The 13,823-nt window shown below is 48.6% G+C and carries 7 protein-coding genes; 2 read left to right on the top strand and 5 right to left on the bottom strand.

Annotation, left to right across the window (positions count from 1 at the left end):
• Positions 1–112: 112 nt before the first annotated feature.
• Positions 113–4,186, bottom strand: a complete 4,074-nt coding sequence (locus EYA81_RS09725) for a hybrid sensor histidine kinase/response regulator transcription factor (protein WP_117599837.1) — start codon at positions 4,184–4,186, stop codon at positions 113–115.
• 189 nt (positions 4,187–4,375) lie between these two features.
• Between EYA81_RS09725 and EYA81_RS09730 the strand changes: the two genes are divergently transcribed.
• Complete coding sequence (locus EYA81_RS09730) at positions 4,376–5,458, top strand: phosphotransferase enzyme family protein (protein ID WP_117599836.1); 1,083 nt, start codon at positions 4,376–4,378, stop codon at positions 5,456–5,458.
• On the top strand, positions 5,449–6,183 hold the full coding sequence (locus EYA81_RS09735) for a carbohydrate-binding family 9-like protein (RefSeq protein WP_117599835.1): 735 nt from the start codon (positions 5,449–5,451) through the stop codon (positions 6,181–6,183). Before EYA81_RS09730 ends, EYA81_RS09735 begins: the two co-directional genes overlap by 10 nt.
• A gap of 562 nt (positions 6,184–6,745) precedes the next feature.
• Here the strand turns inward: EYA81_RS09735 and lpxA are convergent.
• From lpxA to EYA81_RS09765, 4 genes are all read right to left on the bottom strand, one after another.
• The gene (lpxA, locus tag EYA81_RS09750) at positions 6,746–7,513 is read right to left on the bottom strand and encodes an acyl-ACP--UDP-N-acetylglucosamine O-acyltransferase (RefSeq protein ID WP_117599834.1); all 768 of its coding nucleotides are present in this window, start codon (positions 7,511–7,513) and stop codon (positions 6,746–6,748) included.
• A 99-nt stretch (positions 7,514–7,612) separates the two neighbouring features.
• Entirely contained in the window at positions 7,613–8,998 is a 1,386-nt protein-coding gene (locus EYA81_RS09755; RefSeq protein WP_117599833.1) for a TolC family protein, read from the bottom strand.
• A gap of 19 nt (positions 8,999–9,017) precedes the next feature.
• Positions 9,018–12,437, bottom strand: coding sequence for an efflux RND transporter permease subunit (locus EYA81_RS09760; protein ID WP_117599832.1), 3,420 nt, complete (start codon positions 12,435–12,437; stop codon positions 9,018–9,020).
• Positions 12,438–12,527: 90 nt separating this feature from the next.
• On the bottom strand, positions 12,528–13,703 hold the full coding sequence (locus EYA81_RS09765; protein WP_117599831.1) for an efflux RND transporter periplasmic adaptor subunit: 1,176 nt from the start codon (positions 13,701–13,703) through the stop codon (positions 12,528–12,530).
• Positions 13,704–13,823 lie beyond the last annotated feature (120 nt).

A 13,823-nucleotide genomic window follows, 5' to 3' on the forward strand; every position in this document is an offset into this window, starting at 1 on the left:
TTGTAATTCTGAGGTCAAAGGTAAGAGGTTTTGTGGAATCGGGTGTATGAGGAAGTACAAGGGAAGGGAGAAAAAGTACAAACCGTATCATGCGATGGCTTGATGTACAATATTAAGATGTCTCTTCACTGTCTTCCGTACTTTCCTCTCCTCCATTCTCTCCTTTGCGGTAGGCCAGCGGGCTGACATGGTAAATGTCCTTGAAGCATTTGGAGAAATAGCGTGAAGAACTGAAACCTATCCGGTCCGCAATTTCAGTGATATTCAGTTCCGGATTGTTGCGCAGCATCAGAGCGCCTTTCTTCAGGCGGATGGTCAGGATAAAGTCATTCGGAGTCTGTCCGGTGATAGCCTTCAGCTTGGTGAACAGATTGGTGCGTGCCATTGCCATTTCACGGGCAAAGACGTTGACGTTGAACTCCGTATCGTCCAGATGTTGCTCGATGACTGTCATGGCGCGGTCCAGAATCTCTTTGTCTATGGGGTTGGTGGCAAGCATCTGTACAAAGGCTTGCGGTTGCTTGCTGAATTTCTCCTGCAGAAGGATGCGCGAGTTTACGAGGTTGTTGCAACGAGAAATCAATAGATTGGTGTTGAATGGCTTGGTGATATAGTCGTCCGCACCGATGCGCAGTCCCTCGATATTCTGTTCGATGGCAGTACGTGCCGTGAGCAGTACCACGGGAATGTGGCAGGTGTTGAAGTCACTCTTTATCTGTTTGCACAGTTCCGTTCCCGACATGTTGGGCATCACTACATCGCTGACTACGATATTGGGCATTTCGCTACGCACCAGTGTAAGTCCTTCCGCTCCGTCGGCCGCAGTCAGTACTTCGTAGAACGGCTTGAAGATACCTGCCAGCATGTCGCGGATGGAGTCGTTGTCTTCCACTATCAGGATTTTTGCATCCGGGAGCCGTTTGATGGGAGCATTCTCTTCCAGCTCTGCCTTGAGCAAGGCATCGTTTTCCGGTTTGGGAATTTCTATTTGTTGCACACTGTCTGCATTCTTATTTATTTGCTCTTCGTCAAACTGTGCGTTCCCCAATTGCAGGTTTACGATGAAGCTGCTGCCTTTGCCCAGTTCGCTTTCCACACGGATGGTGCCGTGATGGAGCTCCACGATACCCTTTGTCAATGCCAGGCCGATACCCGTACCCGTCTTGCTTGCATCCGTAGAGTCCATTGGGTCTATCTGGTAGAAGCGGTCGAATATCTTGTCCACTTCCCGGGCATCTATGCCGCTGCCGGTATCGGTCACACGGATGACGGCATTGCTGCCTTCGGTCTTGATGCTGAGGGTGATGCTGTCTTCCGCCTTGGTATGCTTGACGGCGTTGGACAGCAGGTTGTTTATCACTTTCTGCATCTGTTTTTGGTCATACCACACTTCGAGGCTGTCTGTTTCCTTTTCGAAGTAGAGGCTGATTTGTTTGGCGCTGGCATATTCCAGGAAAAGCAGATAGTTTTCGTATAGGAAGTTCACGATGTTGTGTGGGCTTACCTTTATCTTCATGTGCCCTTGTTCCTGCTTGCGGAAGTCGAGCAGCTCGGTGATGAGTTCCCGTAGCTGTATGCTGTTCTTGTAGATGCCCAACACCTTGTTATATATGGCAGGCGTGAAGTTCTGGAGTTGCATCAGCGTTTCCACTTGTGCCACGATGAGCGTCAGCGGGGTGCGGAATTCATGGGAAATGTTGGTGAAGAAACGTAGCTTTGACTGGTTTAGGGCCTCTACGTCACGGATGTGCTTCTGTTCGTACTTCAGTGATTCACGCAACTTGATTCTCGACTTGTAGGTACGCACCAGATACCAGAGCAGGATTCCCGTCACTATCAGGTAGATAAGATAGGCAAGGGGAGTCTTGTAGTAGGGAGGCAACACGTGTATGGTCAGGTGGACTTGCGGACAAAGGCTCTCGTCTTTTCCGTTGGGCTTTATAATCAAGTTATAGGTTCCTGCGTTTAGGTTGGTATAAGTGATGTTGTGTAGTCCACGAGTGCTGTTCCAATCGTTGGAGAAGCCTTCCAGTTTATAGATGATGTCGTCTTTGTTGGCGGCTACATAGTTTGAAGTGGCGAACTCTATGCTGAACATGGACTGGTCAGCGTTGAGCGTAATCTCGGGGGTGCAGTACAAGGCTTGCTGCAGGATACCGGTCTCATCTCCCACTTGTATTTCCGTTCCGTTCACAATGAGGCGGGAGAGGATGATTTTGTAGGGTTTCGGCGTGAAGTTCAACTCCATTTCATGGAAGGAAATCATTCCCTGCGTGCCTCCCAGGAATATTTCTCCGTCACGGGTCACGCAAAGGGCATTCTCATTGACGGCAGTCATTGGGAAACCGTTTTCGGCACTGTAGTTCAGGAATGCCTTCTGCCGGTAGTCGAAGATGGAGAAGCCTTCGTTGGTGATGAGCAGCAGTTTGCCGCTGGTGGGGGATTCCTGCGTCTCGTAGATGCAGTTGCTGGAAAGACCGTTCTTCGCTTGGTCAAAGTTCTCGAAGTCGTTGCTGGCAGGGCGGTATAAGTCCAGTCCGCTGCCCGAAGTGGCGAACCACAGATTGCCTTTGCTGTCTTGGGTAATGTTGTTTACATTGTTGTTGCTGATGCTGTGTGGGTTGGCAGTATCATGGCGGTAGTTGGTCAGTTTGCCGGTATCGAAACGGTAGCTGAACACACCTTCGCCCGTGGCTGCAATCCAGAGCGTACCGTTGCTGTCGAAAGTGATGTCTGCCACCATCTTGATTCTTTTGCCTTCTTTGCTGTCCTGGAACAGTTGTTGGCATTTCCCGTTGGCAGGGTCGAAGAGGCAGATTCCGTTTTGGGTGGCCACTACCAGCTGGTGCTGATAAGGCACGATGTCGCGGATGATGTCGGAAGGCAGGGTTTCCGGATTGTCTGCTTCCATGCGGTAGTGTGTGAATCGGCCTGAGTGTATGTCCAGTCTGTTCAGTCCGCCCAGATGGGTTCCTATCCAGATGATGTCTTTGGAGGCATCATAATAGAGAGCCTTGATGTTGTTATGGGAAATGCTGTTGGGACCGCTTCCCGGGCGGAACCATTTGAATTCACGGGTACGGCGGTTGTAATAGTTCAGTCCGCCCCCTTCGGTGCCAATCCACAGATTGCCGTTCTTGTCTTCGATGGTGCGGCCTACAACCGGATTGCTCAGTCCTTTCTTTTCGATGGGCGAATACATATAGCGGCTGTATATCTCGTACTCGGGGTTGAAATAGTTGACGCCGCCAAAGTAGGTTCCTAGCCACAGCGTTCCTTGGTTGTCCTTTACGATGCACCAGATGGAAGAGTGTGTCAGTCCGTCGCTCTGGGCATCACTGGCAGTGTGGTTCTGGAAGAGTCCCGTACTTTTGTCATACCGGTTCAGACCGTTGAAGGTTCCAATCCAGATGTTTCCCAGATTGTCTTCACAGCAGGCTCGCACGAAGTTGGAAGAGATGCTGTAAGGGTTCTTTGCGTCGTATTCAAAGATTTCGATGGTTCCGTCGGTTTTTACATGGTGCAGCCCTTCTTTCCAGCTGCCAATCCATAACTCGCCTTCGCTGTCTTGGTATATGCTGGTGATGTTGCCTTTCAGGATGGGGTGGGTCAGCTCGTTCTTGTCCAGTTGCAGGCGGTATGCTCCGTTGGTGGTCGTTCCAATCCACATTTGTCCTTTGTCCAGATGCATACAGCAGATTTCCAGACTTTTTCCGGGAAGCTGGTAATAAAGGTCAAAGTTTCCGGTCTGCTCGTTATAGCGGTAGATTTCATTCTGTTTTCCGATGAAAAGGGCCTCTTTGTAATATATGCTGTGCACATTTCCTTGCAGCAGGGTGGTGAATCTTTGGGTGGCGAAATTGAACTCGGCTACTCCTTCCGTACAGAGCAGGTAGATTTTTCCGTTACGGTTGCCGGCCATGCGTAGCACGGTGTTGCAGAAAAGGCTGTAAGGGTTGTTCTTCTGCAGCTTGTAAGTTTGTATGTCTTCTCCGTCATAACGGTTCAAGCCTTCTCGGGTTCCAATCCATAAAACACCGTTTTCATCGATGTAAAGACTGTTCACGGAGAATTGTGACAGACCGTCGTCGGTCGTCAGATGGTTGAAGGTGATGTTCTGCGCCTGCAGGGTTGCAGCAATCATGCTTACTGAAACAAGAAGCAGCCGGATGATAAACGTTCGCACTTTTCGGGTAGTTTTTAAGGTTTCAGTTACAAATATAGGTATATTTTGTACAAGACTTCTTATTTATTAGGCGGTTTTTGTGGTTATGTTTGGATAAATGTATAATTTTGGAAGCGCGCCGAACGATACTTGCCTTTTGGTATAAGGCTATCAGCGTATCTTTGTAAACAAATTAATTCATTTATTATCATGAAAGACCTTTTATCTATTGTATCTCATTTTCAAATGCAGGGTACAGTTCGTGAAATCAAGCCTTTAGGCTCAGGCCTGATTAACGATACGTACAAAGTGACCACCGCTGAGGCCGGTGCGCAGGACTATGTTCTGCAACGTATCAATCATGCCATTTTTCAGAATGTAGAGATGTTACAGTCCAATATCGAGGCTGTGACCAGGCATATCCGTAAGAAACTGGAAGAGAAAAGAGAGGCCGATGTCGAGCGCAAAGTACTTCATTTCATCCCCACGGCCGAAGGGAAAACCTATTGGTATGACGGTGAGAACTACTGGCGTATCATGACTTTTATTCCTCGTGCCAAGACTTACGAGACGGTAAATCCGGAATATTCCTATTATGCGGGAGCTGCCTTCGGTAATTTCCAGGCTATGCTTGCCGACATTCCAGATACATTGGGCGAGACAATTCCCGATTTCCACAACATGGAGTTCCGCTTGAAGCAACTCCGTGACGCTGTGGCTGCCGATGCGGCGGGACGTGTGCAGGAGGTGCAGTATTTTCTGGATGAGATAGAAAAACGTGCTGATGAAATGTGTAAGGCAGAACGCTTGTACCGTGAAGGCAAACTGCCCAAACGGGTATGCCACTGTGATACGAAAGTAAACAACATGATGTTCGACGAAGACGGTACGGTGCTTTGTGTCATCGACCTGGATACGGTGATGCCCAGCTTCATCTTCTCCGATTATGGCGATTTCCTTCGCTCAGGTGCCAACACGGGGTTGGAAGATGACAAGAATCTGGATAATGTGAACTTCAATATGGAAATATTCCAGGCATTTACCAAGGGTTATCTGGAATCGGGCAAATCCTTCTTGTTGCCGATAGAGATTGAGAATCTGCCTTATGCGGCTGCCTTGTTCCCATACATGCAGTGCGTACGCTTCCTGGCAGATTATATCAACGGTGATACTTATTATAAAATCCAGTATCCGGAGCACAATCTTGTTCGTACCAAGGCTCAGTTCAAACTGTTGCAGAGCGTGGAGGAACATACACCGGAGATGAAAAAGTTCATTGACTCATGTATCTGAAAAAGTATCTGATGACGATAGCAGCAGCTCTTTGCATGCTGCCGTTGTCTGCAATTAATCCCCAAAATAGTAAAATGAAAGAATTGAATGTAAAGAAAGTAAGTGTGGCCAATATACCGGTAGAGTCGGTTCCGGCTCTTCTGGATGAAGAGAAAGTGGCGTTTCAGCCCGTAAATACAGTGAATTGGGCTGCTTTTCCTTATGCTCCCAGTGTGGAGTTCCGCATAGCGCATACGGAAGATGCCATTCTGCTGCATTTCAAGGTAAGGGAAGCGAGTGTACGCGCAGTGGCAGGACACGATAACGGTCCGGTCTGGGAAGATGCGTGTGTAGAGTTCTTCTCTGTGCCTGCCGGTGACGGAGTGTACTACAATATGGAGTGTAATTGTGCCGGAACGCTGCTTATCGGGGCAGGTGCCGGACGTGGAAACCGCCAGCATGCCCCGCAAGAGGTGCTCGATAAAGTACAGCGTTGGGCTTCTTTGGGACGTGAGGCTTTCGACGAAAGAGTAGGTGAGTGTGCCTGGGAAGTGGCTCTGGTCATCCCTTATTCCGCTTTCTTCCTGCATGACATCACTTCGTTGGATGGAAAGACGCTCCGTGCCAATTTTTATAAATGCGGCGATAAGCTCCAGACTCCCCATTTCCTTTCATGGAATCCGATAGGTCTGGAGAAGCCGAACTTCCATTGTCCGGAGTTTTTCGGCACCCTGCATTTCGAGTAGTAGTAGAACAAAAAGTTACTCAACCTGCCCTCACCACTATCACTGTTTTCCTGAAACTCCCTATTCGTCGCCCTTCCAGGGGTGAGTGAGGGCAAATAAAAAGGGTGAGGGCAAATTTTACCCTCACCCTTCCGGGCGTACCCGGTTGCTTCCTGCTTCTTTCCCCGTCTTTTATAGGACAAGACAAACCATTGTCTACAGAAACAGTATAATAAATACCCTTTATATACTTAATCCGTTAGTTCACAACACTGAACACTTTGTTCCAGCATAGAGAACACTTTGTTTCAGTATAGAAAAACACTTTGTTTTCATATAATGGAACGAACTGTTTTGTTAAGGGAAACAAAGTGTTCTCTATAAGGAAACAAAATGTTTAGTTAAAGGAAACAGTTTGTTTTACTTAGCATACTGCTTGGAATGAGTGTGCATTAAAAAAGGATAAAGACTATGCAGGAACTATTGTAGAGGTATATAGAAAATGGCACGAACTACGCAGACTTGCAGAAAAGAATCTGTCCATCCATGATTGTCTGCGTGATTCGTGCCCGAAGAAGGGTGTTTACTTCACGATTCCTTTGGAATTCTTGATGAAGTTGATGATATTGTGTATCTCGTCACTCATCGGTACTTGGTCTTCAATCTTCTGCAAGGCATCCTGCACGCTGAAGTTTCCCTGGTATACCAGACGGTAGGCATTTACGATATGGCGCAATACACGTTCACTCACCTGGTGTTTGTGTTGAAGCACAGCAGCGTTGATACCGTGGTATTCTGCTGGATTACCGTTCATGATGATATAGGGCGGCACATCCTTTGATATGCGGCAGCCAGCTTGAATCAGTACCCAACTTCCAATGTGGCAGTATTGGTGCAGAATGACGTTGCTGCTCAGAATGGTGCAGTCGTCTATCTGACATTCTCCGGCTACGGTAGTCTTGATACCCAGTACACAATGGTTGCCTATCTGCACGTCGTGGCAGAGGTGTACACCATCCATCAGGTAGTTTTCATTGCCGATGCGGGTAGCGCTTTCTGCATGGGTGGCACGGCTGACAACCACGTTCTCGCGGATGTCGTTATTATCACCGATAATCAGCATGCTGTTCTCTCCCGTATAATGGAAGTCTTGCGGTTCGGCACCCAGAACGGCATTGTGATGTACCTTGTTCCCTTTTCCCATGCGGGTACCGTGCAGAATTTTTGCACCCGACATAATAATACAGTCATCACCGATTTCCACGTTCCCTTCGATAAATGCAAAGGGCTGGATGGTTACATTCTTGCCGATTTTTGCGGCAGAATCTACATAAGCTAACGGACTTATCATAGTAATTAGCGATTAATGATTAATGATTAGTGATAAATGGTCAGTGATTAGGATTTACTATTTCATTAATCGCTAATCACTAATCACTTATCGCTCATTTTATTCTCTTCCTCCTCCAAGCGCTTGATACAGGCTGATGACTGCCTGCATGCTGCTGAAGGTGTCGGATACTTCTGCAAGCTGTGCGCTGAGGTAAGACTGCTCGGCAGACAAGACTTCCAGATAGGTCGACGTGCCTAAGTTAAACAATTCTTTTGTATCTGAGGCAGCTTGGCGAGCAGAATTTACTTGAATAGTGCGTGAAACGGCTTTGTTCTTCTCCATTTGATACAGGTGCAGGGCGTTGCTCACTTCATTTCCGGCATTCAGTAGGGCGGTTTGGAACTGAATCTTAGCCTGCTCCTCTTGTGCCTTGGCTTGTTTCAGACGGGCAATGTTGGCACCGCGATAGAACAAGGGTTGCGTCAGCGAACCGATGGCAGAAGCCAGCAGTTTGCCCGGGTTGACGATACCTGCACCGGAGTTATTGGTCCAGCCTCCCGAACCGCTCAATGTAATCTGCGGGTAGAAGGCGGCACGGGCGCTATTGGTGTTATAGTAGTTGGCAGCCAGTGACATCTCGGCAGCTTTCACGTCCGGACGGTTGGATAGCAACTGCAAGGGGATACCTACTGAAAATTCCGTAGGAAGCTGTTGATCTTCCAGTACACCGCGTGCGATGCTCTGTGCCGGTTGGTGCAACATCAGGCAGAGAGCGTTTTCGGTTTCGCGTATGCTCTGGCGTATGTCGGGCAGTGATGCCATGACTTGAGCGTAGGCGGTGCGGCTCTGCTCTACGGCAGCAGAAGTGGTTCCGTAGATGCCTGCATCTTTCATGGCTTGCACGGTCTCCAAGTTCTTTTTCAGAATCTCGACGGTGCCTTCGGTGATTTGCAGTTGGCGGTCCAGCATCAGCAGGGTGTAGTACATGTTGGCTACACCGGCGATGACTTGCGTCTGAACGGCTTGTTCGTAGAATTGCGTCTGCTTCAAGCTAACCTTTGCTTGTCGCTTCGGGTTCAGCAATTGACCGAAGAGGTCGATTTGCCAGCTTGCGGTAACGGGCAGGGAGTAGATTTGTGTAGCCTTTCCCTTGTCCCAGCTGCTGACGGTTCCTTGCGGAGACAAGGCAAGCGTCGGAGCATAGGCAAGACGGGCAGACATCAGTGCGGCTTGTGCTTGTTTCACGTTCAAGGCGGCACTGCGCAGGTCACCGTTGTTGGTGAGTGCTTGCTCGATAAGTGTCTGCAGCTGCGGGTCTGTGAACACTTCTCTCCAAGGCAGATTACCGAAGTTGGCTGTATCTGCGGCTAATGTATCGTTCACGGACGCCGTGTCGCGATACAGTCCGGCAGTTGTTATGTCTTCGGGTCTGTCGTATGATTTGTAGATGTGGCAACTGCTCAATAAAGCAGTTGCGCACATCAGGCATATTATTTTCTTCATAATCGCTAATCGTTAATCACTATTTTGTATATTGTTCAATCTCAGGTTCTGCATCCGAGTTGTCCACATCTTCCCATTCCATCGGTTTGAATTTCTCCTGCAAGTACTGGAATGCCACGAACAGTGCGGGCACTATGAAGATTTGCAGAATCATACCGATTAACATACCGCCGATGGCAGACGTACCCAGCGTACGGTTACCGTTGGCACCCGCACCGGAAGCAAACATCAGCGGAAGCAGGCCGACAATCATTGCCAATGACGTCATCAAGATAGGACGCAGACGGGCTGCAGCACCCAATACGGCTGCCCAGGTGATACTCATACCCATTCTGCGGCGTTCGAGGGCAAACTCTACAATCAAGATGGCATTCTTGGCCAACAGACCCATCAACATGATGAGGGCAATCTGCATATAGATGTCATTGGACATCGTGCCCAGAATCATCTTCAGTGCCGGGATACTGCCCAATGTACCTATACCGCTTACAAAAAGGAAGCTACCCAGCAGACCGAACGGCACGGACAGCAATACGGATAAAGGTAGGATGTAACTTTCGTACTGGGCACTCAGCAACAGATAAACGAATACGAAGCACAATATGAAGATGAGTCCCGTAGTGCTTCCACTCGTTTCGGCCTCTTCACGCGCCATACCTCCCAGCTCGTAACCGAAACCGGCAGGCAGGTTTTCCTGCGCCACTTCGGCAATGGCTTGCAGAGCTTGACCGGAAGTGTAGCCTGATGCGGGAGCCACCATCACTTTCATGGAGGTGTAAAGGTTGAAACGGCTGATGACGTCAGGACCATATACTTTCTTGATGGAGATGAATTGCGTGATAGGTGCCATTTCGTTGCCGTTGCGCACCTTGATGCTCTGTAGTGTTTCCATATTCTTGGTAGCGTCAGGTTCGGCTTGTACCATTACGCGGTACATCTTACCGAAGCTATTGAAGTTGGAAGCATACAAACCACCGTAATATCCCTGCAAGGTAGTCAAGATGTCATTGGGGCTGATGCCTGCTTTCTTACAAGCGGCAGCATCAATGTCCAGCTGGTATTGCGGGAAGTGGGGGTTGAAGGATGTCTTGGCAGAGTTGATTTCAGGGCGTGCTTCCAGGGCTGCGGTATAGTTGTTCACCACGTCGAAGAAGTGGTTCAAATCACCACCCGTCTTGTCCTGCATGTTCAACTCGATGTCACTTGAAGCCGAGTAACCCGGAATCATAGGTGGAGCGAAGAACAATACCTGCGCTTCCTTGATAATCTTCTGGGCACGCATGTATAATGTGGCATAGACAATGGTAGAGTTCTGCATGGTGGAGCGTTCTTCCCAGTTCTTCAGCTTGATGATGATAGAACCATAGGAAGGACCTTGTCCACCCAGAAAACTATAACCGGAAATGACGGTACGCGATTCTACTGCAGGGTCGGCAGCAACCAGACTGTCTACGCGATTCAGAACCTCTTGAGCACGTTCTTGTGAAGTGCCGGGAGGCAAAGTAACGGCACCCATAATGGTACCGGTATCTTCGTTGGGCACCATACCGGTAGGAGTAATCTGCATGAAAACACCCAGCAATACGATGGAACCGATAACCAATCCTGCCGATAGCCATCGTTTTTGGATGAAGAACAGCACTTGTTTCTTATACTTGCCCAAGATACCGTTGTATGAGTCATTGAAGGAGTGTTTGAACTTGTCGGTAGTCATGCCTGCCAACGCCAGCACACTGATGATAATCATCAAGCTGCACAGAATGGGGTGTTCGCTGAAGCTGAACAGACCGAAAATCATGCCCAGAATAGCTACCGTCACGAAGAGCAACGTGATACCTGGGCGCATCAACCGACCGAGAGAGTCGACATAACGAGCAAGCATAATCTTGCGCGCTTCCTTGGCGGCAACGCCTACACGTTCTTTCAGACTTTCGTGTCCTCCATTATGAGGTTTCAAGAAGATAGCACACAGAGCAGGACTCAGGGTCAAGGCGTTCAAAGCCGAGAAACCGATAGCAATAGCCATGGTCAAACCGAACTGACGGTAGAAAGTACCTGCTGTACCTCCCATGAAGCTCACAGGGACGAATACGGACATCATGACCAGCGTAATGGAGACGATAGCGCCGCCCAACTCACTCATGGCGTCAATGGAAGCTGTACGGGCTGATTTGTAACCCTGGTCCAGCTTGGCATGGACGCCCTCGACGACGACGATGGCATCATCGACCACAATCGCAATGGCAAGTACCATGGCCGAAAGGGTCAGCAAGTTGATACTGAAACCGATCAGCTTCAATACGAAGAAGGTGGCAATCAATGCCACGGGAATGGCGATGGCGGGAATCAACGTAGAACGCATATCCTGCAGGAAGATATACACCACGATGAACACCAGGATAAAGGCTTCGATCAATGTCTTGATTACCTCATGGATAGAGGCGAAGAGGAAGTCGTTGGCACTCTGTGCAATGTTTATCTTCAAGCCGGCAGGCAGTTTGCTGGAATAGTCGTCCAGCAGGGCCTCGATATCCGAGATGGTTTGTGTGGCATTACTGCCTGCCATCTGGAAAATGATGCAACATACGGCTTTATGTCCGTTAACCATATTGTTGAATCCATATGACAGACGACCCAGTTCCACATTTGCTACATCCTTCAGACGGAGTATTTCACCGTTTTCCAAAGCTTTGATGACAATGTTCTCGAACTCTGTAGTCTGTTGCAGACGTCCTTTATAGCGCAGGGTATATTGGTAAGTTTGGTTACCGCGCTCACCCAACTGGCCGGGAGCCGCTTCGATGTTCTGTTCGCTCAAGGCGGCAACCACATCGTTGGGGATAAGTTTGTATTGGGCCATTACATCAGGTTTCAGCCAGATACGCATGGAGTAGTCCTGTCCCAATACCATGGCATCACCCACACCGTTGACACGTTTCACCTCAGGGATAAGGTTGATGTTGGCGTAGTTTTCCAGGAACTCGATGTTGTACTGGTCTTTTTCATCATAGATGGAGAATACCATCAACATGGAAGTCTGGCGTTTACGGGTGGTTACACCGATTTTGGTAACTTCGGCAGGCAGCAAGCCTTGTGCCATGGAAACGCGGTTCTGCACGTTCACCGCTGCCATATCGGGGTCGGTACCTTGCTTGAAGTAGATGGAGATGTCGCCCGAACCGCTGTTGGTGGCGCTCGAACTCATGTACATCATATTTTCCACACCGTTAATCTGGTCCTCCAACGGAGCGATAACGGAGTTCAGCACCGTTTGGGCATTGGCACCTTGGTAAGTTGCACTTACCGATACGGTAGGGGGGGCAATGTCCGGGTATTGGGTGATAGGCAAGGTCGCCAGACCAATAACTCCTAAGATTACTATCAGGATGGAAATTACCGTTGATAGTACCGGACGGTTAATAAATCTATCTAGTTTCATTTTATTTAGTGATTAGGGGTTAGTGATTAGTGATAAGCTCGTGTGATATAATGGCGCAGCCGCTTATCATTAATCACTAACCGTTAAACATTAATTGAATGCCGTTTGAATGTTACCTTCTTTCTGGTCTTTCAAGGCCTTCTGGTATTCGGCTTCCTTTTCAGCAGGCGTAATAGGTGTGATGGATTGTCCGTCCTTCAGGTTCTGTACCCCTTCGATAACGATTTTATCGCCTGCTTTCAAACCTTCCGTCACGTAATAATACTTGCCATCGTCTAAGCTGAACACTTTGACTTCGGTATTTTTCAACGTATTGTCCGGTTGCAGAACGAAAACGAACTGCTTGTCCTGGATTTCGGTAGTGGCGGCCTGTGGAATCATGATGACATCATGCAAAGGGTTGGGGAATACCACATTGCCGGTGCTTCCGCTACGCAACACGTTGTGCTTGTTGGGGAAGAGGGCACGCATGGTTACCGAACCGGTAGTTTGGTCAATGACTCCGCTGATTGTCTCCACGCGGCCACTGTCGGCATACATGGTTCCGTCGATGAGCTGCAACTGTACATCCGGCATCTTTTCCAGAATTTCCTTGATGCTGCCGCCTTCACGAATTTGTGACAAAAGTTGGCGTTCGGTCATGGAGAAATAGGCGTACATTTCGGAGATGTCGGCAACGGTAGTCAGCGGGCTGGCTACGGAAGGACTAACTAGGCTACCTACGCGGTAGGGAATGCTACCTACTACACCGTCACTGGGGCTGGTTACACTAGTGTATGACAAGTTGTTCTTGGCATTGACCAATTGGGCATTGGCTTGTGCTAGTTGCGCCTTTGTCTGTGCCAGTTGGTTTTCGGCCATTTGCAAATCGTAGTCACTGATGATGTTTTTCTTGTTCAGTTCACGTTTGTTGTTTACAGTCAGTTCTTGTGTGTTTACGGCAGCTTTGGCTGTTTCAACAGCAGCTTTGGCCGAATTTACGGCTGCCTGATACTGTACGGGGTCGATGCTGAACAACACTTGTCCTTTGCGTACTGTTGCGCCTTCGTCGACGTGCAATTTTGTGATGAAACCGCTCACCATCGGGCGAATTTCTACATCTTGTTTACCCTTGATAGTAGCAGGGTAGCTGTTTGTCAAGTTGGCAGTGGTGGTTTTTGCCTCAATCACTGCAAATTCGGGAGCTTTACCCGTTCCTTTGTCGCCTTGTCCGCAACTGCTGAGCAGTGCCAGGCAACATGCCAATAATACTAATCTACTCTTCATACTCTTTTTGTTCTCTGTATAATTTTATATTCTTCTTTTTTCGATTCTTGAAAGGCGTTTTGGTGTGCAATTCATAATTTAGAAATAAGGCAGGAAAAAGAAAACTGAATACTCCTATTC

Source organism: Bacteroides sp. A1C1, assembly GCF_004328515.1.
Classification (GTDB): domain Bacteria; phylum Bacteroidota; class Bacteroidia; order Bacteroidales; family Bacteroidaceae; genus Bacteroides; species Bacteroides uniformis.

Bases quoted from the DNA above. Each gene is read 5' to 3' on its own strand.
- EYA81_RS09730 (WP_117599836.1), top strand. From the start codon at position 4,376: ATGAAAGACCTTTTATCTATTGTATCTCATTTTCAAATGCAGGGTACA.
- EYA81_RS09735 (WP_117599835.1), top strand. From the start codon at position 5,449: ATGTATCTGAAAAAGTATCTGATGACGATAGCAGCAGCTCTTTGCATG.
- lpxA (WP_117599834.1), bottom strand. From the start codon at position 7,513: ATGATAAGTCCGTTAGCTTATGTAGATTCTGCCGCAAAAATCGGCAAG.
- EYA81_RS09755 (WP_117599833.1), bottom strand. From the start codon at position 8,998: ATGAAGAAAATAATATGCCTGATGTGCGCAACTGCTTTATTGAGCAGT.
- EYA81_RS09760 (WP_117599832.1), bottom strand. From the start codon at position 12,437: ATGAAACTAGATAGATTTATTAACCGTCCGGTACTATCAACGGTAATT.
- EYA81_RS09765 (WP_117599831.1), bottom strand. From the start codon at position 13,703: ATGAAGAGTAGATTAGTATTATTGGCATGTTGCCTGGCACTGCTCAGC.